Below are 21,783 nucleotides of genomic sequence, written 5' to 3' on the forward strand. Positions count from 1 at the left end.
CCGGTAGAGTGTTGCGGGTGACGACAGCTTCCGCGCAGAAACAACGCCGCTGGATCCTGCCCCCGCAGGGCGCCTTCGGGATCCGGGTCCTCATGGACCGTTTAGTTGGCTCGGTGCACCGGAGAGGGATCTGGGGATTGATCGTCCCGCTGGTGATGATGGTGCTGGGCGGCGTGCTGCGATTCACGCATCTGTCCCACCCGCAACTGTTGATCTTTGACGAGACGTACTACGTCAAGGACGCCTACACCATGATGCACTCCGGCTACGAGCTGGAATGGGGAGATGATCCCAACCAGGCTTTTGTGGACGGGCACCCCGAACCCGAGGATTCTGCCTCGTTTGTGGTCCATCCCCCGCTGGGCAAGTGGTTGATCGCCGGTGGCATGTGGCTCTTTGGAACCGAGAACGGACTGGGCTGGCGATTCTCCGCCGCACTCTTTGGCACCCTGGCCGTCCTGTTGTGCGCACTGGTGGCGCAAAAAATGTTCTCCTCGGTGCTGCTCGGTGGCGTCGCGGGCCTGCTGGCCGCCGTTGACGGCCACCAGATCGTGATGTCGCGCACCGGGCTGCTCGATATCTTCTTGATGTTCTTCCTGCTGGCCGGGTTCTATGCCCTGCTCCTGGACCGGTTCCACGGGCGGGCCAAGCTCGCTCGCGCCCTGGCCACCGCCGACGGTTTACGCCCCGCGGCTCACCTGTTGGCCTACGGGCCGTGGCTGTGGTGGCGGCCGTGGCGACTGATGGCAGGGCTGATGCTGGGGGCCGCCGCCGGAGTCAAATGGTCGGCGCTCTCGTTCATCGCGATCTTTGGGCTGATGACGGTGCTGTGGGATATTTCCGCCCGGCGCCGGGCCGGGATCCGGCATTGGTTTATCGCCGGGATCCTACGTGACGGGGTCCCGGCGTTCCTGCTGATCATTCCCACCGCCGCGGTGACCTACCTGGCGAGCTGGACCGGCTGGTTGCTCTCCACCGATGCCAGGTACCGCCAGTGGGCAGTGGATAACCCCTCGGAGACTTGGGGATGGATCCCGAATGTCTTCCGCTCGCTGGGCGAGTACCACCGGGCGGCCTTCACCTTCCACGAGGGGTTGGGTTCCTCGCACGGGTGGGAGTCCTCGCCGTGGAGCTGGCTCTTTGCCGGGCGCCCGGTGCTCTTCTTCTACGAGTCGCGCAGCAATGGTGAGTACGGGTGCGCCTCGGAGAACTGTGTCCAGGCGATCACCGACCTGCCCAACCCGATCATGTGGTGGGCCGCCACGTTGAGCCTGTTGGTGGTGCTCTTCTACTGGATCGGGGCCCGCGACTGGCGTGCCGGGGCGATCCTCACGGCCTTGGCCGCAGGGTTCCTGCCGTGGTTCGCTTACCCGGAACGCACCATGTTCTTCTTCTACACCCTGCCTTTTGCCCCGTTCATGATCCTCTCGCTGGTCTATGTGCTGGGCAGGTTCCTGCCCACTGACGGCCACGTTCCGTGGCATTCGCGCCGCGTATTGTGGATTGCCGGACTCTTCTTGGCGTTGGTCGTCGCGGTGTCGGCGTTCTTCCTACCGGTCTGGACCGGCGAGATGATCACCTACGAAAATTGGCGGAACCACCTGTGGATCCCCAGCTGGGGATGATGCAGGAGCCACGGCCCCTTCAAGGAACTGCCCGTCGGGCATGAATCCCCGTGGCCCGCTGGCGAAGCCGCTGGCCTTGAAGGGACGCGGCACCTACCGGTTCGGCGCTGTAGTGCCAGGTGTCGACGCGTTGTATGGCACCGATACGGAAGGTCGCGGCCGCTCAACTGCGCAGCGGTGCTGAAGGACTGTGCCGGTGCGGATCGAGGACGCTGCCCGCACCTCGGTGCAGCCTCCCGGAAACAGCAATTCCCCCGACTGCTGCCACCCAAGGGGCAGGGCCGGAGGAATTGCTATTGTTGCCGCCGTGGGCAGGCGTTAGAGTCCGAAGACCCGCTTTTCCTGGCGTAGGCGTGCGACCTCGCGGCGCTTGCGTGTGGGCCAGGTGAAGAGCAAGGTCAGCAGCGAGGTGATCAGCACCAGGGCGCCTATGGCGATGGCCGCGTCAACCCAGAATTGCGGCGGGTAGAGCCGGATGAGCGTATCCGAGTAGTTGAACGTCCAGTTGCCCTGGGAAAAGAAGATCTCGTGGAACTTGGTGAAGAAGGTCTCCCAGCCCAGGATCGCCAGGGTCGTCAGCCCGGCCAGCAGCACCACCGTGGCCACCGAACCGGCAAAGAGGCCGCGGCGGATCCCTCCGGCGTAGCGCTTGCCCAGGTGGGCCAGCGCAATGATGACGATGACGGCCAAGATGACGCCACCGAGGTAGGTGAAGGACATGACGTTTTTGACGTCGGCCATGTGCTGGACCTCGGTGCCCAGGAACAAGGGGTCGCCGTTGGGGTCGCGTAGTTCGCCCAGGTACCGGTTGTCGGCGATGTTGTTCAGGAAGTCGACACCGTAGGAACCGTAGGTCATGCGGTCCGCGGTGCTGAACCCGAACCCGTCGGCGGGAAAACCGGGGCGCTGGTAGACGGCCCAGAGGAAGATCGGGCTGGCGATCAGCCGGATGGCAGCGATCAGCAGGAGGAAGGGGTAGGCGATGGCCAGCAGCAGCTGCAAGGTGCGTGCCAGCGGCGGCTTGGCCTCCAGTGCCGCTTCCCGTGCGGCCCGGCGTTCACGGGCTGCGGGGGTTGGTTCTGGGACCGGGGTGTAGGCGCCGAAGACCCGGCTGCGTGCTTCGGCGATGGCCGAGGCGGTTTGCGGCGGGGTTCCGGCACCGGGTGCCGTTGCGGCCGGACGCTGCATGGCCGCGGTCGCATCGGGCGCCGCAGCAGCAGGTGCCTCGGTGACCGAGACCTTGGTGGTCTGGGGTAAGGGTTCGACGGGGATCTGGGCAATGATGTCCTCGATCTCCTCGGACTCGTCCTTCACCGGTTTTGCTGCTGGTTTAGCGGGCGAAGCCGCCGGAGTCTTGGTTGCGGACGGTTTCGCGGCAGGGGCCATGGCTGGTGCTGGCGCCTTGGCCGCGGCAGGTTTGGTGGCGGCAGGTTTGGTGGCGGCCGCTGGTGTGGTGGCAGGGGCCGACTTCGCGGCAGCCGGAGTTTTGGTTGCGTCCGGCTTCGCGGCAGGGGCCTTGGCCGGTGCTGGCGCCTTGGCCGCGGCAGGCTTGGTGGCGGCCGCTGGTGTGGTTGCCTCTGCAGGCTTGGCTTCCGTGGGCTTCGTGGCAGCTGCTGGCGTGGTTGCCGTGGCAGGCTTGGCTTCCGCGGGCTGCACGGCAGCCGGTGTAGCCGCCGTTGCTTCCTCCGGCTTGGCTGGAGAGGCGGCAGGCGCTGCTGGAGCGGAATGCTTGGCCGCCGCGGCGGCCCGGGAGGCCGCCAACGAGGCTTCGATCTTGGCTGCGGCGGCTTCCGCTGCGGCGCTCAATGAGCCCTCTGCCGGCTTGGCCCCGGCCTTGGCGGCGGGTGCTGTCGGCGCACTCGCCGGGGCATCCGGCGCGCCGGTCTGCACTTTGTCCTGCTCAGCCATGCTTCTCCCTCAAAACTTTGCCCTGCGGTCCGTTCGCTGTGTGCCCACGGAGCACCGGAACTTGCGCTGCCGAACACACAGTCTCAAGACTATCGAGCGATTTGTTCCCCAGTGGCCCTCTGGCGCCTTTGGGCCCCGCGTGTCGGTCGCGTGACGTGCCCGTTTCTGGGGCCTGCGACCGACCCGAGACTCCCCCGGCATGGCCCGTGCCTCCGTCGGCCCTCCCGGTGTGGAGGCGCGCCGGCGGACGGTGGCCTCACGATGGGCCCGGCGCCCGGAGACCGTGTTTCTAATAGCGGTACATGGCCGGTTTGTAGGGGCCTGCGACGTCTAGGCCCAGGTATTCGGCCTGTGAATCACTCAGCTCGGTCAGCTCCACGCCGAGGGCCGCCAGGTGCAGGCGAGCAACCTTCTCATCGAGAATCTTGGGCAGCACGTATACGGCGTTGGTGTATTCCCCGTTGCCGGCCTTGGAAAACAGCTCGATCTGCGCGATCACTTGGTTGGCGAACGAGTTGGACATCACGAACGAAGGGTGCCCGGTGGCATTGCCCAGGTTCAGCAAGCGTCCCTCGGAGAGCACGATGATCGAGCGTTCCGCTGCGGTCCCGGGCTCGAAGGTCCACTCGTGGACCTGGGCCTTGATCTCGACCTTTTGGACGCCCGGGACCCGCGCGAGCCCGGCCATGTCGATCTCGTTGTCGAAGTGCCCCACGTTGCCCACGATGGCCTTGTTCTTCATGGCCTGCATCTGTGCGGCGGTGATGATGTCCCGGCCGCCGGTGGTGGTCACAAAGATGTCGCCCTGAGCCAGCACCGTTTCCAGCCGGGCGACCTGGTGGCCGTCCATGGCTGCCTGAAGGGCACAGATCGGGTCGATCTCGGTGACGATGACTCGGCCGCCCTGCCCGCGCATGGCCTCTGCCGCGCCCTTGCCCACGTCGCCGTAACCGCAGATCACCACGATTTTTCCGCCGATCAGCACGTCGGTGGCGCGCATGATTCCGTCGGGCAGCGAATGGCGGATGCCGTATTTGTTATCGAACTTGGATTTGGTCACCGAGTCGTTGACGTTGATCGCCGGGAAGAGCAGCGTGCCTGCGGTAGCCATCTGGTTCAGACGCATCACCCCGGTGGTGGTTTCCTCGCTGACCCCAAGGATCGTCGAAGAAATCCGGGTGAACTTGGCCGGGTCCACGGCCAGGGAGTTGCGCAGGGTTCCCAGCACTATTGAGTGTTCGTGGTTTTCGGCAGCTTCGGGGCCCGGCACCGCACCGGCTGCCTCGTATTGGACGCCCAGGTGCACCAGCATCGTGGCATCGCCGCCGTCATCCAGGATCATGTTCGGACCGAGCGCGGGGTTATCTGCTGCCCCGGGCCACGAAAGGATCTGTTCGGCGGTCCACCAGTAGTCCTCGAGGGACTCGTTTTTCCAGGCGAACACCGGGACTCCTGCCGGGGCCGCTGGGGTGCCGGCGCCCACGACCACGGCCGCCGCGGCCTCGTCCTGGGTGGAGAAGATGTTGCAGGAGGCCCAACGGACCTGCGCGCCCAGGGCGACAAGGGTCTCGATGAGCACCGCTGTCTGCACCGTCATGTGCAGGGACCCGGCGATGCGGGCGCCGGCCAGCGGCTGCGATCCGGCATATTCGGCGCGCAGGGACATCAGCCCGGGCATCTCGTGCTCGGCCAGGCGGATCTGGTGGCGCCCCGCCTCGTGCAGGGAAATGTCTGCGATCTGATAATCGATGCCCATGTCGCTAGGCTACCTCTACCGGTGCGGGATGAGCGTGGCTTCTTCGGCCAATAGCACCGGGATGCCTTCGACGATCCGGTAGCTGTAGGTTTCACCGTGTGCCCCGGTGCCGCTGGAAACCAGCGTGGATCCGTGTTGGATCAGGGGTGAAGCGGTGATCGGGCAGCGGAGCTGCGCGCTGAGCTGGGTTGGAAGGTTCGACATGGAACCCAGTTTAGGACTCGGGGTTCGCTTCGCGTAGTACCCGCAGGTGACGCCGCGTCATGCCTTGGCCGGTTCCCGGCTCGATGGCCGGCGGAGAGGTGCGCGGTGCGGGGGCCTCGGGCGACGGTGCCGCAGGGGCCTGGGTCGAATTTTCTCGCACGGCATTGGCTAGGGCGTAGAGGTCGTCGTTGCCCAGTCGGCCGGCTTCGGGCAACGCGAGCCGGACTACTTCCCAGCCCAGTGGCGCGGTCAGGCGGGCGGCATGGACGGTGCACAGATCGTAGCAATGCGGTTCCGCATAGGTTGCCAGCGGGCCGAGCACCGCCGTCGAATCGGCGTACACATACGTCAGTGTGGCGATGGCCGCTTGGCGGCACGCCGAACGTGAACAAAGTCTGGAGGATCCCACGGTTACAAAGACTACCCCAGCTGCGCTTCAGCGTGGTTGCGCACCGCCGCACACGCCGACGAACACCGGGGGCCGTGCGTGGCATAGGCTAAGTACATGTCCGGAAAACTGTCGATCGATTTGGACGGGCGCGACCCGACCTCACTGAACAGCGGAACGATCCGGAGGTTTGCCGACCGCCGGCGCAACCGGCACGGGCGCGGGCGCCGCGGACCGATGCTTTTGGAACCGTTGCCAGGTTCACGCACCCGGGGCGAACGCTTCGAGGACCTGCTCATCGAGTCCGCCGAACGCTTGGCCGACCGCTGGGGCGAGAAAGTCACCTCCATCGATTTTCGCATCATGATGGTGCCCCATACCAAGGTCCTGGAACGAGTTGAAGCCGCCGGCACCCGGGTCCCGTGGGGTACCAACCGTGCGGGCCGCCCGGGGCGAAGCGAACGAATCACCTTATACCGCCGGCCCATCGAGGAGGCCTGCGCTCACGCCCCCGAATTGCTCCCTGAACTGATCCACATCTCCATCGTGGAACAGCTCGCCGATCGGTGGGCGATGGACCCCCAGCTCGTTGATCCCGAGTACGGGATGTGGGGCCCGGCTCCCGGGCACTAGTCGCGCAGCAGGACCTGGACGCCTTCGCGGCCCGAAGGCTCCGCACCGGGGACCAGCGCCGCAACCCCGTACGCTCCGTCGGTGACGATCGCCCCGGCATAGCTGGGGGCTCCGCTGGCCGAGAAGACCAACGCCGTTGCTGAGGGAAAATCTGCGGCGTTCAGCACAACCGACTTCGAATCGGCCAGCGTGACTTCCTTGGCTTGCGAGAGCTTCCCCGCAGCATCCAGTGACCGCACCGACACCGTGGCGGTGTCCTGGGGTGCATTGAGCACCACCGATGTTCTCCCCGTCGAAGGCAGCACCATCAGGTGTTCGCTGCCCAGCCGGTGGGCTGCCGGAGCCCAGGCCACGTCGATGGGTTCATCGGCTTTGGTGCCGCGCACCATCTTCACACTCGCACTCACCGCGGAATCGGCTTCCACGACGATGGTGTAGTTTCCGGCCGGTAGCCCGGTCAGCGGCAGTCGGTCTGTCGCGTTGGAGGCCACCACCACTTCCCCGCCACCGGGGATCGCCACCTCGCCGTTGGTGCCGAAGGCGCGGACCTGCACCGTGGCCCCTTCCGCGGAGGTCGCCGCGAGCACAAGCTCGGGGATCGCATCGGCGTTGGCACCGGGCTTGGCCAATTCCTCGGCGCGCTTCGGATCCTGCAACACCACCCCGGGGATCACCTGTGTGGAGTTCGCACCTTCGGCGGCACCGAGGTAGTCAACGCCGCCGGGAACCAGCCCGCGCAGCGTGGACTGCTGGATCGTGGCACTGATCCGGCCGCCGGCAGAGGTGACCTTGGCGGAGAGGGATTTCTCGTTTGGCGCGTAGCCGGCCAGGATGATGGATTTCGATTCGCCGGGGGCAATGGCCACCGCCGAAAGGTTGGGTGCCTGGATCATTCCGTCGGCGCCACGCAAATCCACCCGGACCTCGGCGACGGAGGCCGAGGGGTTGACCAGGTTCAGTACCGCGGTGGAACCGGGGGTGGTGACCGCGCCGGTGAGCCAGGACTCTGCGGCGGGCTCGGTGCACCCGGAAACGGCCAGCCCGGCCAGGTCGCCGTCACCGGCTTGGTAGGTGCGCACGGCGGAGACCATGGATTGGACCCCACCCAGGGGCTGGGCATGGACCGTCAGCGCCTCGGAGTAGCCGCTGGCCGGACCCACCGCGCCCTTGCGCTGGTTGGTGCCGTCCTCGCCGGCCCCACTGAGTTTTTCGGCCTCATCCGCGGCCAAGCGCGGGGAGATCGTTTTTTCGACCTTGTCATCGTTGGTGAGCATTTCGGCGCCGGGGACCCGCCCTGCCGCATCCGAGAGCACCGCGGCGCGCAACGTGGTCTTGGCGTCCTTAGAAGCCGGAGCGAATTCCGGATCCACCCCGGAACCGGCCCCGGTGAACAGCTTCATGGTGGCCGGGCAGGAGGCCAGTGCGTCGCCGGCAGGCAGGGAGGTCACAGCAACTTCTGCCTCGAGCGCCGCGGTGGCAGGAGGGAAAAAGGAACCGGCAGCAAGAGCTGCCGCGCCCAGCGCCAGCACCCCCACCGAACCGAGCGCACCGATGGCGCGGCGCGGGGATTTCTGACCTCGGCCACGTTTGGTCGGTGTGGCTGCGGTGCCTTCCGCGGCCACAGCAGCTGGCGGGTTCTGCTCGGCCTTTGTGGTTTTGGCTGTCGGCTCCGGGCCCCCGGAGGCCTCGGGGGTCTCGGTTTCCGGAGACTTCCCGGATTCGCTTGCTCCCGGGGTTCCTGCTGCAGGGGTTCGAGTTGCTTCGCTGGCCGGCGTAGCCGCCGGGACGGGCGCTGCTGCCTCGTCCTTGCCGGTCTGTGCGGGGAGCGGAGTCCCCGGGGCCAGCCCTGCGGCCTCGCGGGCTGCGGACGCGGCGCGTTCTGCCTCGCGGCGGCCCCTGCGGGAATCGTTTTTCACTTGGTCTCCTTGACCCTCGCGGCACGGCGTCCGCGGTCGAGCTCGTCAATGCTTTCGGCGTTGCCGCGGGTGCGGTATTCGTCCAGTCGACGGGCGGCAAAACGGCGGTTGCGCGGAATCGGGATGACCAGCAGCAGGGCCAGGAAAAGTACCACCAGCTGGGCGATGGCCACGGGGACCTGGTACGGGCTCTGATAGTGCAGTTCCAGTGTTCCGGAAGCCTCTCCCAGTTCGAAGCCCTGCGCCCAGGGAACGGTTTCGGCTCCGCTGCCCGCAGCCTTCGGGGCCGCGGCCACGGTGGTCGGGCTCAGTTGCACCCCGTCGAGGGTGGCCTTCCACCCCGGATCGGCGCGTTGGGCCATCACCAGCACCCGATCCGCGTCACCTGCCTGGATCTCGGCCCCTGACACTGCTCCGCGGTGCGATGGCAGCAAGGCCACGGTCGCGCCGTCGGAGATGATGCGCACCCGTGCTGTTGAATCAGTGGTGTTGTTCACCCCGGGGATCTCGCCTTGCGGTTCAACCCGCCAGAGCCACCCGGACTCGGTCCGGCCCACGGCCACCAGGCCGGGGACCGCGTCGAGCCTGGCCACCAAGGCAGAGGCTGTCTCGCGCTGGTCCTGCAGCACCACAAAACCGGCGCCCAGGGCCTCAAGTTCCTCCCGCGGATCCAGGGCCGAGTCGGAGACCAGGGTCGCTACGGATTGCTCGATCAAGCGATCCGCGTCATCCGAGCCGCGCAGCTCGGGCTCAAGCAGTGAGCCCGTCAGACGGTTCGCGGCAACTGGCTGCGAGAGGGCATCGGCGGTGGTTCCGGCCCCGTTCATCAGCGACGCGTTCACCGCGCCGTCACCGTTTTGGGCCAGCACCAAGGTACGTTCCTCATATTCGCCCCGCCCGCGGTCGGCCGCCGTGGCCGGAAGCGTCCGCGCCGAGACGGGGACCAACAGGCTTTGCGCCCCCAAGGTGGTTGCCGAGGTGTCGGTGGCGAGCGCCGGAAGCTGGGCGGTGATCCAGTTTGCGCCGGACAATACCACCGAGAGACCCAGCAAGGCCGAGGCCCAGACCATGACACCGGTCGAGGCACTGGCTGCCGATTCGCGGCGTCCCGAAGGCACAGTAGCGCGTTCCCCACGGAAGACCGAGATGCCCAGGCTCGCGGTAAACAGCAGGCCCAAGACAAAGAAGGAAACAAACGGGCCGTTGAAGGCCGTGACGAAGGTGTTCCCCGAGACGGCGGAGGGAATTAGTGTCGCTCCGTATCCGGCGGTCAGCATCAGCACACCGCCCAGCCAGAGCCAGCGGGCCAGCGGCAGGGAGGCATTGCGTCCACCGGCAAAGAGCCCGATGAGGGCAAAGGCCAGTAACGGTGCACCGATCAGCAGCACCAATACCAGTGCCCAGGGGCCGGCGGGCAGGAAGCCGAGGCCGGAGGGGATATCGAAGATCCCAAACGAGGTGGGTACGCCCAGGGCCTGGGCCCAGAGCGGTGCCGCGCTGAAGGGCAGTGCCAGTCCCGGATCGGTGAGCAGCACGCGCGGGTTGCCCCACGCGGCGATGATCAACGGCAGGTTGAGCACGAGCATCGGAAGCGGCACCCAGAACAGGGTCTTGGCGCGGGAGCGCAACACGATGGCGGAGGCCAGGATCAGCACCAGCAGGCCGAGCCCAACGGCAGGTGATCCGGCGGCCACTCCAAGAAGCAGCAGCGCGGCAGCCGAGGCAGCGGTCCAAGAAGGGATCTGGCCGATCCCGGGTCGCGACTGGCGTTGGCCAGTGCCGCGGCCGGCCTCGAAATCGACTGCGGCACCCACGGTGCGCAGCAGCGCCAGCAGCAGCACCGGTGCCAGCACGTGCACCAGCACGGCTCCGGCCCGGCCGGAGGCCAGCGAAACCTGCAGCGTCGGGGCCAAGGCCCAGAGCAAGGCTCCCACCATGCGGGCGGCCCGCGAACGGGTCACAGCACCGAGTCCCAGCCAGGCGCTCAACGCGGCCAATGGCATCGCCATGAAAATAAGCACCACGGCCGCGGCGTTGGCGTTTCCGCCGCCAACCAGGGCCAACAGCCAGTGGAAGAAGTCGAGGGAATCCCCGCCTGCGGGGCTTCCGGCGCCGATGTTGGCCCACCAACCGGTGGCATTGGAGAAGATCTCCGAGGCCTTGGTGGACAGTGGCAGCAAGGCCCCGCCGGCTACGGCTGGTGCCCCGAGCAGCACGCGCAGCCCGATGAGGGAGGCAGCGGTGCTCAGCACCACCGCGATGATCGTACTGACGAAGGCCGAGGTGCGGTTTGGTGCGGCGAGGGCCGCGAAGTCGTTGCGGGCATCGCCGCTGGGGTCCTGCGATGCGGTGGCTCCGGTGCCGTCTCCGTAGACGGTGCCGGCATCCAGCGAGTCCATCATGTGTTTGCGGTGTTCGCGCACCACGGCTTGGTCGGTCAGCAGACGGGAGATCGAGTTGCGTGGGACTCGTCGGGTTTGTGCCGCGGCCGCTCTCGAGCGGGAAAGCATCATGGGGGTGCACACGGCACGGAATGTCGCACCGAGTTGGCCGAAGGCGTAGGCGGGGTCCTTGGCCAGAAGCGAGAGCAGGAAACGATAGATGCCCCCGAGTACCGCGCCGACGACCAGGAAGGGGATGGCCCAGGTGCTGGCGTGCTTGAGGCGCATGAAGACTTCGGCGCGCCGTGTTTCGGCGGGCCCGGCCAAGGCGCGGACCACTGCTGCCTTGTGGTGGATCTTGGCCGTGGGAACGATCACCACGCGGTTTCCCATGAGGCGGTTACGCCAGCACAGGTCCATGTCGTCGCCGAGCCCGGGCAGGGCAGGGTCGAAGCCACCCAAGGCTTCGAAGACGTCGCGGCGGATGAGCATGCCCGCGCTGGTTACGGCGAAGGAGTCAGTGCGTGCATCGTATTGCCCCTGGTCGACCTCGTCGATTTCCATCAGGGTCAGGCGCTCGGCGTGTTTGTTCACGCTCAGGCCCACATCCAGCAGCCGGCGCGGGGAATCCAGGTCGAGCTGCTTACACCCGGCGATGGTCACCGATTCGGTGGCTTCCACCACGGTCAGCAGCTTTTCCAGTGCGTTGAGTTCGGGCACCGAGTCGTCGTGGATAAGCCACAACCATTCCGTGCGCCCGGACCGGGGCTGGCCCAGCGATTGCACTGCGGCCATCACCGAATGTCCGAAGCTGTGCTCGGGCACCTCGAGGATGCTCGCGTCAGAGGGCAGCTGCTTGCGCATCAGATCGGCCGAGCCATCGGTGGAGGAAGCATCAACCCCGATGAAGCGGTCGATCAGGCGCGTCTGGTCGCGCAGTGCAGCCAGGGTCCGGGGTAGAAATTCTGCGCCATTGTGGGCAGCCACAATGGCTGTGACGTGGATCGTGGGAAGAATTAGACTGCTCGTTTCCGAAGCCGACGGCGCTCGCGCTCGGACAAGCCGCCCCAAATGCCAAAGCGTTCATCGTTGGTCAGGGCATATTCAAGGCATTCGGATCGTACGTTGCATGCACCGCATACCCTCTTGGCGTCACGGGTGGATCCACCTTTTTCGGGGAAGAACGCCTCGGGGTCAGTCTGGGCGCATAACGCCTCCGACTGCCAGCCAAGCTCGCCTTCTTCTTCTTCTTCTTCTGCAGAACCCAGGCCGATCCAGATGGCCTTGGCGGGAGTCTTGCCGTCCGCCGACGCATCGAGGCTTGGTGCCCATGAGGGAGTCAGTTCAACGGTCAAGTCGTTGGCCGCTTCATGGGCCAGCAGGAATGCGGCGTTCTCCTCGGCAGGGTTGAGCGCCCTGGAACTCTTAGGAGGCGCAGCCGGGTCGACAAACCAGTCGGATGGGACGCCACGTCCCTCGCCATAGCCCGGCGCCAACACTGTCGCTTCGGCTTCATTGAAGCTTCGATCCACGTTCCCCATGGTTTACCAACCTTCCGCCGTAACGAACTATGTACCAAAATTGACCGTAAGATGAGCGATGCCGACGACCTTCAACATGGAGTCGCCGGGGAATAAAATCACTACCTCAGACGGTGCACTATCTAATTACACTGGTGTAACTCGGGTCGCGTCAAGTGCGGTCGTTGATTTTAGCCACACAAGTCGTGCTTTTACGGCCACGCCACGCCCGGAACTTCGCCGTGACTACACAGAAATACGCCCGCCCGCGGATTCCCGGGGAATTCACAGGCTTGACAAGGAGCACCCCATGCCCATTGAGACCAACTCGTTACATCCCGTCGAATCCCTCTTGGCTCCGGTACGCCATTCCACCCATCCATATCTGACTTGGTACTCGCAAACTGGAGAGCGCGTGGAGCTCAGCGGACGGGTCTTTGACAACTGGGTCGCCAAGAGCGCGAACCTTTTGCACGAAGAGTTTGACTTAGCCCCGGGCAGCGTCGTCGCCACCGATATGCCCGGTCACTGGAAGTCAGCCGCACTGCTGTTGGCGTGCTGGCATCTGGGCGCCGAGGTCCGCTGGGTGGCACCCGGAACTGATCCCGGTGCCGTGGACGTATTCATAACTGCAGACCCGCAAACCTTAGCAGTCGGTGGAGCCGTGGAAGTCATCGTTGTCCCGCTGCCTGCGCTGGCCATGGCCTTCGGTGGCCCGCTGCCGGTTGGCGCCACCGATTATGCTTCCGAGGTCCGTTCCTACGCGGATTCGTTCTCCTCCTTCCCCATCGATACCTCCGCCACGGCGCTGACGTCCGAGACCGGGACGTTGAGCTACATCGATCTTTTCGCATCCGGGACACCGGATCAGGAAGCGGGGACCACGCTGGTTGGAACCGCGCTCCCCTTGGATCGAGTCATCCAGACAGTGTTGGCCCAGTGGATCGCGGGAAATCCTGTCGTGCTCGTCGAAGAAGGGGTGGCAATCACCGATTCGCTGCTCACCGGCGAACGAGTCACCACCCGCCTGGACCTGTAGCCGCTGCCTGGCAGGGATCCCGGTCAACAAAAAACCCCGGCTCACTCATGCGGGACCCGACGCCGGAAGGCGTGGGGGTCCCGGGCGGGTGCCGGGGTGATTCTCCGTGGCGCTGCCGCGGAGCTGAGTGCAGGGTTTAGTCCTTGACGTCCGGGGTCAGGCTCGGGTTCGGAGCCTGGGTCTCCTGCTCGAACGAACCGTGTTCCGGTCCAACGCTGAGCAGCTCACGGTCGTGGGCGAATTCCTCTTCCTGGTCCATTTCGGCACCAAAGACCCAGAAACGGTAGGCGAAGAACCTGAAGATGGTGCCCAGCACCAAGCCGACCACTGAACCTGCGATGAAGATGCTGGTGGTGTCGGTCAGTCCGATCCAATATTTCGTGACAAACACGCAGGCCGCTGCGATGCCCAGCCCGATGGCGTTCATGATGAGGAACATCACCAGTTCACGCACGACATTTGCTTGACGACGGTGACGGAAGGTCCAGTAACGGTTAGCAACCCACGAGAACATGGTGGCCACCACGCCGGCAACGATTTTCGCCTTGACTTCGGAGTCCGACATGGGGCCCTTGAGCAGCCACAGGTAGATGCCGGAGTCGATCACGAAGGCAACACCCCCGACGACACCGAACTTGGCTACTTCCCGCCACAGCATGGACACCAAACCCATGAGCTTGTCCCAGATCCTCGTCAGCATGATCCTCCATGGTTTCGTTTCAATGCGTTTCGCCGCCTCACGTGGACGGGGATCCAGTGGCGGCGATGGCGCTGATCCGCGACTTCCTGACCCGGTCAACCAAGCCATTCTAATGCGGTTCACTGAAAATTCACCGACAAAGGTGTTCAAACTCCCTTTATCCGCCAACTGAAGGCGCGTAGGTTGGGTAGGCTGTGCGGGTGACGTTTCCAGTAATTGGCGTTGTTGGCGGAGGCCAACTCGCACGCATGATGGCCCCCGAGGCATTGAACCTCGGTTTCGAACTACGCATCCTGGCCGAGGGCCCGGATGTGTCAGCCGCGCGCTGCGTTGCCGACGCACCGGTGGGTGACTACAAAGATTTGGCAACGCTGCGGGAGTTTGCCCGTGGACTCGACGTGATGACGTTCGACCACGAGCACGTGCCCAACGAGCACCTGCAGGCATTGATTGCCGAGGGCGTGAACGTGCAGCCGCGTCCCGCCGCGCTGATCCATGCCCAAGACAAGCTGGTGATGCGCGCAGCCATCGCCGAGCTCGGACTGCCCAACCCGGCCTGGGCCGCGGTTGAGACCGTCGATGAGCTGGTGGACTTCGGCGAGCGGATCGGCTGGCCGGTCGTGCTCAAAACCCCACGCGGCGGCTACGACGGCAAGGGTGTGCGCATGCTCGACTCCGCCGACGAGGCCCGTGCCGCGGCCGACTGGTTCGGCAACGGAGCCCTGCTGGCGGAGGACAAGGTCCCCTTCACCCGTGAACTTTCCGCACTGGTGGCCCGCACCCCCGGCGGCGAGGAAAAGGCTTGGGACGTGGTGCACACCATCCAAGTCGATGGCGTCTGCGACGAGGTCATCGCCCCGGCCAAGGCACTGCCCGCAGAGATCGCTGCGGCTGCCAAGGACGCAGCTTTGAAGATCGCCGCGGCTTTCGGTGTCACCGGTGTGATGGCCGCCGAACTTTTCGAGACTCCCGGCACCGGTGCCGGTTTTGTGATCAACGAACTTGCCATGCGCCCGCACAACACCGGGCACTGGACCATGAATGGCTCGATCACCAGCCAGTTCGAGCAGCACCTGCGCGCCGTCTTGGACCTGCCGCTGGGTGCCACCGATGCGTTGGCCGAAACCACCGTGATGAAGAACTACCTCGGCGGGGCCAACCAAGACCTGTTCTCCGCGTTCAACGCCGCATTGGCCGCCGAACCGCGTGTGAAGGTCCATGCCTACGGCAAATCTGTGCGCCCGGGACGCAAAATCGGGCACGTCAATGTGGTCTCCGAGCCCGGTGAATCCGTTGATTCGCTGCGCGACCGCGCCAACGCCGTGGCCTCCCTGATCCGCGACGGAGTACCCACCGCGGCATCCGCAGCCACCTCCGAAGGAGTCGCACTATGAGCACCCCCGCACCATTGGTAGGCCTAGTCATGGGCTCCGATTCGGACTGGCCGGTCATGAAGCTGGCGGCAGAGGCCCTCCGCGAATTTTCCATTCCGTTCGAGGCGGATGTGGTCTCCGCTCACCGCATGCCCGAAGACATGATCGCCTACGGTAAGGAAGCCCACACCCGCGGTATCCGGGTGATCATCGCCGGTGCCGGCGGTGCCGCCCACCTTCCGGGCATGCTCGCCTCCGTGACCCCGTTGCCGGTCATCGGCGTGCCGGTGCCGCTGAAGACCCTCGATGGCATGGACTCGCTGCTCTCCATCGTCCAGATGCCCGCAGGCGTCCCCGTCGCCACCGTTTCCATCGGCGGAGCACGCAACGCCGGTCTGCTCGCCGTACGCATGCTCGCCACCGGCACCGGCACCGATGACTTTGCCGCGCAGCTGCGCGAGCAGCTGATCACCTTTGCCGCAGACCTACGCCAAGTCGCCGCCGACAAGGGCGCCACCTTGCGGGCCGCGGTCGCCTCCGAAACCGCCGGCAGCTAGGACCTCCATGTCAGCACCCCGTCGCTCCCCCAAATCCTCGGACCTGCTTCCGGACCCGACTTCGGCTCCGGCACCAGTGCGCACCCAAGCGTGCCTTGTTCCTGTTGTTGCTGACCACGTTTTTCCCCGGCAGCGCTCAATGGGTATCGGGGCGACGCGCCCTGGGTGGGTTCGCCATGCGCATCACCATGACGTGCTGGGCCGTGTTGCTGGTGGGCTTGGCTCTGCTGCTGTTCAAACGCGACTGGTTGCTGGGTTTCTTCGCCCAAACCTGGGTCCAGCTAGGAGCCTCCGTGGTGTTGGTGGCCCTGGCCGCCGGTTGGTTGCTGATGTTCCTAAACACCTTGGCCATCATCAGGCCCAAGTATCTGGCCCCCGGAGCCCGCATCGGGCTCACCGCGAGCCTCTTGGTACTGGCCGTGGCGATCACCGGGTCGATGGGTTATGGCGCCTTTGTGTTGAACAAGGGACGCGAGACCATCACCAACGTCTTCACCTCCGGCCCGGCTTTCAAGCCCGTCGAGGGACGCTACAACATCGCGGTGTTTGGTGCCGACTCGGCTGGAAACCGTGATGGGGTGCGCACCGACTCGATGTCGTTGCTCTCCGTCGATGCCAAGACCGGCAAGTCGCTGTTGATCTCCATCCCCCGCAATATGCAAAACGCCCAGTTCTCCGCCGATTCCCCGATGCGCGAGATCTACCCTGACGGCTACGACTGCGGCAACGAATGCCTCTTCAACGCCATCTACCGCGACGCCACCGACAACCACGCCGATCTGTATCCGGACGCGGAGAACCCCGGGGCGCAAGCCACCATGGACGCGATCGAGGGCACTACCGGGCTGAAGGTCCAGTCCTACGTCATGATCGATATGGGCGGTTTTGAAGGCTTCATCGACGCCATGGGTGGGGTCACCGTCGATTCGGGTGGCTGGGTCCCCTACAACGGCAAGGCCTGGCCCAATTCGTCGGTGAACACCCACTGGTTTGCTCCCGGCGTGCAGGAGTTCAACGGCAAGCATGCCCTCTGGTTCGCCCGTTCCCGCGACTTCACCTCGGACTACCACCGCATCGCCCGCCAGCAGTGCCTGCAGCAGGCCATGATCTCCCAGTTCAATCCCAAGACCATCCTCACCCGGTTTACCTCTCTGATGGATGCCGGCGAAGAGCTGGTGGAGACCGATATTCCGCAGCAGCAGCTTGGCTCCTTCTTGAACCTCGCCGACAAAGCCAGATCGACACCGTTTAAGCGACTGACCTTGGGAGCGCCTGACTTTGGGTCGGCCTCCGACAAGTTCTCCACGTACCCCGATTTCGAGGTCATCCACACTCGTATCGACAGCCTGATCGCCGCGGAAGGCGAGTCCAAGAAATCCAAGAAGTCTGACAAGGACACCAAGAAGGCCGAGCCTTCCAAAACACCCAAGAGCACCACGCCCGAGGAACCCAAGCGCAACACCGAACCCGGCGAAATCGGTACGGCGCCTTCAGATGCGCCCACCGAGCAAAATGATGGTTCGCCACTGACCGAAAAGTACTTGGTCACTCTGGAACAGATCGGCCGCACGGATCTGCTGGAAAAAATTGCCGCAAACAACAACGACTGTTCGGTGCCCTGACCCGGGCACCAAACCCCCGCCAGCCCAAAGGACAACGATGTATCGCCTGACAAACACCATCCGTGATTATGCTTGGGGATCCACCGGCGCCATTGCCGGGCTTCTGGGAACCACTCCCGGTGGCGGCCCCGAGGCCGAGATGTGGCTCGGCGCCCACCCTTCTGCTCCTTCGCGCACCGAGTCAGCCGGTGATGGCAGCGATATGGGCTTAGACGAGCTGATCAATGCCGACCCCGTTTCCCTGCTGGGGCCCGAGGTCGCCGGTGCCCACGGCCGCCTGCCGTTTCTGATGAAGCTGCTGGCCGCCGAGCGGCCTTTGTCCATTCAGGTCCACCCTTCGGCCGCACAAGCGGCTGCAGGATTCGAAGCCGAAAACGCTGCCGGGGTGCCGGCAGATTCCCCGAGCCGCAATTACCGGGACGGCTCCCACAAGCCGGAAATGATCTATGCCCTGACCGACTTCGCGGCATTGAGCGGATTCCGTGTCCCGGCGCAGAGCGCTGAACTGTTCGAAAAGCTTGCCACGGTGTTGGATGCCGCCAACGCGAACACGTGCACGAAGATCGCTTCGCTGCTGGCCGACGCCGACGAGGCCACGGCGCTGAGCACCACGTGCGCCTACCTGCTAGGCGGGGATCCAGAAGTCACCGCATTGGTCTCCGCGGCCGTCGGCGCCCTCGAGACGCACCCTGAGCTGGGACAGCACCCGTCCCTGGCCGAGCTGCCCAGGATCAATCAGCACTACCCCGGGGATGCCGGGGTGTTGGTCTCGCTATTGCTGAACCTGGTGGTTCTGGAACCCGGGCAGGCGATCTACTTGGATGCCGGAAATGTGCACGCCTATTTGCGTGGACTGGGCGTGGAAGTCATGGCGAACTCCGATAATGTGTTGCGCGGCGGGCTGACACCCAAGCACATCGATGTCCCCGAGCTGCTTCGCATCACGCGTTTTGAGGCCTTGGGCGTTCCCCACCTCGAGGCCACCGAAACCATGTTTGGCCAGAGAATCTTCACACCGCCCTTTGCCGAGTTCCAGCTCCAGCACATCGAGCTGGCGGCATTCACCGATACTTCCGAGATGGGCGGCGGGGATGTTCCGGTGGCGGCCAATGGCCCGGTGATCGTGCTTTGCGTCGAGGGTGAGGTGCTCATCGATACCCCGCGCGGCGATGAACTGTTGCGCCGTGGTGAGTCGGTGTTCATCGGCGCCAACGAGGCCCCGGCCATGGCCCGTCGCAGTGCGAATGCCTCAGGTCAGGCATTCGCGGTGACACCGCAACCAGTGGAATAGTCTCCCAGCAGGCAAGGTAAAAGGCCCGTCAGGAAGCGATTCCTGACGGGCCTTTTACCTCGGGGCTGGAGTGCGTCCGAACTAGTGTTTAGCGTGTGTACGCTTCCCACTTGTCGGACTGGTGCTCGCCCTCGACAAAGCGGATGGTGCCGGACTTCGAACGCATCACGATCGACTGGGTGTGGATGCGGTTGTTTTTGTACCGCACGCCGCGCAGCAGGTCGCCGTCGGTGATACCCGTTGCGGAGAAGTAGCAGTTGTCGCTGGTGACAAGATCATTGGTCGTCAGCACGCGGTCCAGGTCATGACCGGCGTCGATGGCCTTCTGCTTTTCGTCGTCATCGGTGGGCCACAAACGGCCCTGGATGACTCCACCCAGCGACTTGATGGCACACGCGGTGACGATGCCTTCGGGGGTGCCGCCGATACCCATTAGCGCGTCCACTCCGGTGCCCTCGCGGGTCGCGGCAATGGCACCGGCAACGTCGCCGTCCATGATGAATTTGGTGCGCGCACCGGCGGCACGAATTTCATCGACCAGTCCGGCGTGGCGCGGACGATCAAGGATGCACACGGTGATCTGGCTCATCTTCTTGCCCTTGGCCTTGGCAATCAAGTGCAGGTTCTGCTTAACCGGCAGGCGCAGGTCAACCAGGTCGGCGGCTTCGGGACCGGTAACCAGCTTTTCCATGTAGAACACCGCAGAGGGGTCGAACATGGATCCGCGGTCGGCTACGGCCAGTACAGAGAGCGCATTGTTGATGCCCAACGCGGCCAGTCGGGTACCGTCGATGGGATCCACGGCCACGTCGCACTCGGCGCCGGATCCGTCGCCCACATGTTCGCCGTTGAACAACATGGGTGCTTCGTCTTTTTCGCCTTCGCCAATGACAACTACGCCATTAAAGGAAACGGTGGAGAGCAGCGAACGCATGGCATCGACAGCCGCGCCATCGGCGGTGTTCTTGTCGCCGAATCCAACCCAGGGGCTCGAGGCGATGGCGGCGGCTTCGGTCGCGCGCACCAGCTCGAGGGCCAGGTTGCGGTCCGGTTCGGCGTCGCCGACTGAAAGTCGTGGGGACAGGTGGGCAAAATTCGTGGCTTCAGTCACGGTCTTCCTCGTCGTTGAGATCTGTTCGTTTGCCGGGGGCCAACACATCCCATCATATCTCCCGACATCAAATACGCCCTTTCGGCTTCCCGCGCATGACGAGGCGCCCGCGAGCCGGCGGCGCCACGGGCGGTGAGGGTGCCCGTTTAGATTCTGCGCGGACTATGGGCGAGAATGGTGGGGTGAATGAACGCCCCGAAGGACCCGTCGTGCCCGCCAGCAGCCCCGATTCTCATCGGAGTCCGCTGTCCGCCGAGAGTGCCGAGCCCCTGAACGACTCCAGTCAGGTGTCGGAAGAGCAAGTCACCCCGGTCTTGACCCCTTCCCAGGCCAAGCGCGCCAATCAAACGCTCAAGGGCATGATCATCTCGGTGCTGCTCACCGTGGCGGTGGCCGTGCCGGTGATCCTGATCAACCCACCCAACAAGGCCGAGACTTACCGTGACCCGGTCGATCTGGTCCAGGTCGCTTCCCAGGCGGCTACCGATGCCGAGTTCACCCCTTGGGCACCTGAACTGCCCGAAGGCGACTACGTGAATTTCGCGCGTTGGATCACCAAGAACGTCGACGGGATCAAATACTGGGAATTCGGCGTCGTCACGGCTGACGACAAGTTCGTCTATGTCCGCCAAAGCGCGGAATCCAACCCGTCATGGTTGGCCGCGGTCACCGAGAACGCGGCCCCGGCCGGCAGCCACTCGGTCGATGGAACCGCATGGGAACTACGCGAACGGGAGAAGAACCAGGTCCTGATCGGCACTCGGGGGGACTCCACCGTGGTACTCAGCAGCGATAGCGGCATCGAAGCCCTCGATGAGCTCGCCCGGTTGGCCCAGCGCTAAAACCCCACCGACAGATCCCCACGGAAAGGCTCCCGATCCAGGACCGTTGAGATCTTTGAGATCTTTGAGATCTTTGACACACCCTGCCTCTCTGGCGCGCCGTAGACCGCTTCACACCGGCGGGGCAGATGACTGGATGATGTGCGGGCATGCACGTTGTGGCACCTCGGACGTCTATGCTGAAAACCATGAGTGAATCCGAGGTTGCAGTCCCCCACGTGCCCATGACTCCCGCACAAGCCTGGCGAAAATTGCGTGAAGGCAATGTCCGTTTCGTGGCGGGTCAGACAGACCACCCGAACCAGGACGCCTTGCGACGCCAGTTCCTCATCGATAAACAGCACCCATTCGCCGTGATCTTCGGCTGCTCCGATTCCCGCCTCGCTGCGGAAATCATCTTCGACCTCGGACTGGGCGATGTCTTTGTGGTGCGCACCGCCGGGCATGTCATCGACCCCGCATCGTTGGGCTCCTTGGAATATGCCGTGGACCTGCTTGATGTGCCGCTGGTCGTGGTGTTGGGCCATGACTCCTGCGGCGCTGTCACCGCTGCCATCGAGGCCGTGGAAAGCGCCCAGATGCCCCCGGGCTTCATTCGCGATCTGGTTGAGCGCATCACCCCCTCGGTGATCACCGCACGCCGCAACGGCGTCATGGATGTCGATGGCACCGTGGTCGAGCACGTGCAGCAGACCACCGAACGACTGGTGGATCGTTCCCCGATCATTTCCAAGGCCGTCGAGGAGGGCCGCACCGCGGTCATCGGCGTGACCTACCACCTGGCCGAGGGCAAGGCGGAAATGGTTTCGGGTTTCGGCGTGCTTTAGGCGCTTACTCCCATTCGAACAGGCAGGATCCCGGACGGGGTCCTGCCGTTTGTTTTCCCCGGGCGCGAGGCAAACTTGTACGTCATTTAT

At 64.7% G+C, this 21,783-nt stretch carries 18 protein-coding genes; 9 read left to right on the forward strand and 9 right to left on the reverse strand.

Translation table 11 applies throughout. From position 1 onward, the window contains the following. Window positions 1-17 precede the first annotated feature (17 nt). Window positions 18-1,625, forward strand: a complete 1,608-nt coding sequence (locus ADIAG_RS06760; RefSeq protein ID WP_007270590.1) for a dolichyl-phosphate-mannose--protein mannosyltransferase — start codon at window positions 18-20, stop codon at window positions 1,623-1,625. A gap of 318 nt (window positions 1,626-1,943) precedes the next feature. Here ADIAG_RS06760 and ADIAG_RS22370 read toward each other — a convergent pair whose 3' ends face one another. The 4 genes from ADIAG_RS22370 to ADIAG_RS06780 form a co-directional block, all read right to left on the reverse strand. After that, on the reverse strand, window positions 1,944-3,533 hold the full coding sequence (locus tag ADIAG_RS22370) for a TIGR01906 family membrane protein (RefSeq protein ID WP_007270591.1): 1,590 nt from the start codon (window positions 3,531-3,533) through the stop codon (window positions 1,944-1,946). 289 nt (window positions 3,534-3,822) lie between these two features. Next, on the reverse strand, window positions 3,823-5,289 hold the full coding sequence (gene ahcY / locus ADIAG_RS06770; protein ID WP_007270592.1) for an adenosylhomocysteinase: 1,467 nt from the start codon (window positions 5,287-5,289) through the stop codon (window positions 3,823-3,825). Window positions 5,290-5,304: 15 nt separating this feature from the next. Next, window positions 5,305-5,493 carry a Trm112 family protein gene (locus ADIAG_RS06775; RefSeq protein ID WP_007270593.1) on the reverse strand — a complete coding sequence of 63 codons (189 nt, stop codon included), beginning with the start codon at window positions 5,491-5,493 and terminating at the stop codon, window positions 5,305-5,307. 10 nt (window positions 5,494-5,503) lie between these two features. Further along, entirely contained in the window at window positions 5,504-5,902 is a 399-nt protein-coding gene (locus ADIAG_RS06780; RefSeq protein WP_007270594.1) for a DUF3499 domain-containing protein, read from the reverse strand. Between the two features lie 96 nt (window positions 5,903-5,998). Here ADIAG_RS06780 and ADIAG_RS06785 point away from each other — a divergent pair, with 96 nt between their 5' ends. After that, on the forward strand, window positions 5,999-6,514 hold the full coding sequence (locus ADIAG_RS06785) for a metallopeptidase family protein (protein WP_007270595.1): 516 nt from the start codon (window positions 5,999-6,001) through the stop codon (window positions 6,512-6,514). On the opposite strand, the gene ADIAG_RS06790 is transcribed toward ADIAG_RS06785, so the two are convergent. From ADIAG_RS06790 to ADIAG_RS20830, 3 genes are read right to left on the reverse strand one after another with little or no spacing between them, the layout of a single operon-like run. Continuing rightward, window positions 6,511-8,430: a DUF5719 family protein gene (locus ADIAG_RS06790; RefSeq protein WP_043473714.1), complete on the reverse strand. Its 1,920-nt coding sequence runs from the start codon at window positions 8,428-8,430 to the stop codon at window positions 6,511-6,513. The two genes, ADIAG_RS06785 and ADIAG_RS06790, sit on opposite strands and share 4 nt — an antisense overlap. Continuing rightward, window positions 8,427-11,798 (reverse strand): glycosyltransferase family 2 protein, encoded by a 3,372-nt coding sequence (locus ADIAG_RS06795; RefSeq protein ID WP_007270596.1) that lies wholly within the window; start codon window positions 11,796-11,798, stop codon window positions 8,427-8,429. The genes ADIAG_RS06790 and ADIAG_RS06795 overlap by 4 nt, the downstream gene beginning before the upstream one ends. A gap of 29 nt (window positions 11,799-11,827) precedes the next feature. After that, window positions 11,828-12,352: a WhiB family transcriptional regulator gene (locus ADIAG_RS20830; protein ID WP_007270597.1), complete on the reverse strand. Its 525-nt coding sequence runs from the start codon at window positions 12,350-12,352 to the stop codon at window positions 11,828-11,830. 289 nt (window positions 12,353-12,641) lie between these two features. On the opposite strand from ADIAG_RS20830, the gene ADIAG_RS06805 reads away from it, so the two are divergent. Further along, entirely contained in the window at window positions 12,642-13,370 is a 729-nt protein-coding gene (locus ADIAG_RS06805; RefSeq protein WP_007270598.1) for a TIGR03089 family protein, read from the forward strand. 136 nt (window positions 13,371-13,506) lie between these two features. Here ADIAG_RS06805 and ADIAG_RS06810 read toward each other — a convergent pair whose 3' ends face one another. Beyond that, complete coding sequence (locus ADIAG_RS06810; protein WP_007270599.1) at window positions 13,507-14,070, reverse strand: GtrA family protein; 564 nt, start codon at window positions 14,068-14,070, stop codon at window positions 13,507-13,509. A gap of 200 nt (window positions 14,071-14,270) precedes the next feature. On the opposite strand from ADIAG_RS06810, the gene ADIAG_RS06815 reads away from it, so the two are divergent. From ADIAG_RS06815 to manA, 4 genes are all read left to right on the forward strand, one after another. Continuing rightward, window positions 14,271-15,464 carry a 5-(carboxyamino)imidazole ribonucleotide synthase gene (locus ADIAG_RS06815; RefSeq protein ID WP_083873972.1) on the forward strand — a complete coding sequence of 398 codons (1,194 nt, stop codon included), beginning with the start codon at window positions 14,271-14,273 and terminating at the stop codon, window positions 15,462-15,464. Further along, window positions 15,461-16,000, forward strand: a complete 540-nt coding sequence (gene purE / locus ADIAG_RS06820; protein WP_007270601.1) for a 5-(carboxyamino)imidazole ribonucleotide mutase — start codon at window positions 15,461-15,463, stop codon at window positions 15,998-16,000. Before ADIAG_RS06815 ends, purE begins: the two co-directional genes overlap by 4 nt. A 176-nt stretch (window positions 16,001-16,176) precedes the next feature. Next, window positions 16,177-17,622: an LCP family protein gene (locus ADIAG_RS06825; protein WP_007270602.1), complete on the forward strand. Its 1,446-nt coding sequence runs from the start codon at window positions 16,177-16,179 to the stop codon at window positions 17,620-17,622. A 37-nt stretch (window positions 17,623-17,659) separates the two neighbouring features. Next, entirely contained in the window at window positions 17,660-18,913 is a 1,254-nt protein-coding gene (gene manA / locus ADIAG_RS06830; RefSeq protein WP_007270603.1) for a mannose-6-phosphate isomerase, class I, read from the forward strand. An 88-nt stretch (window positions 18,914-19,001) separates the two neighbouring features. Here manA and glpX read toward each other — a convergent pair whose 3' ends face one another. Beyond that, a complete protein-coding gene (gene glpX / locus ADIAG_RS06835; RefSeq protein ID WP_007270604.1) occupies window positions 19,002-20,072 on the reverse strand; it encodes a class II fructose-bisphosphatase in 1,071 nt (356 codons plus the stop codon). Window positions 20,073-20,233: 161 nt separating this feature from the next. On the opposite strand from glpX, the gene ADIAG_RS06840 reads away from it, so the two are divergent. Next, window positions 20,234-20,866: a DUF4245 domain-containing protein gene (locus ADIAG_RS06840; RefSeq protein ID WP_161623945.1), complete on the forward strand. Its 633-nt coding sequence runs from the start codon at window positions 20,234-20,236 to the stop codon at window positions 20,864-20,866. 188 nt (window positions 20,867-21,054) lie between these two features. Continuing rightward, window positions 21,055-21,693: a carbonic anhydrase gene (locus ADIAG_RS06845; protein ID WP_149619193.1), complete on the forward strand. Its 639-nt coding sequence runs from the start codon at window positions 21,055-21,057 to the stop codon at window positions 21,691-21,693. Window positions 21,694-21,783 lie beyond the last annotated feature (90 nt).

The organism is Paeniglutamicibacter gangotriensis Lz1y, assembly GCF_000348945.1.
Classification (GTDB): Bacteria; Actinomycetota; Actinomycetes; order Actinomycetales; family Micrococcaceae; genus Paeniglutamicibacter; species Paeniglutamicibacter gangotriensis.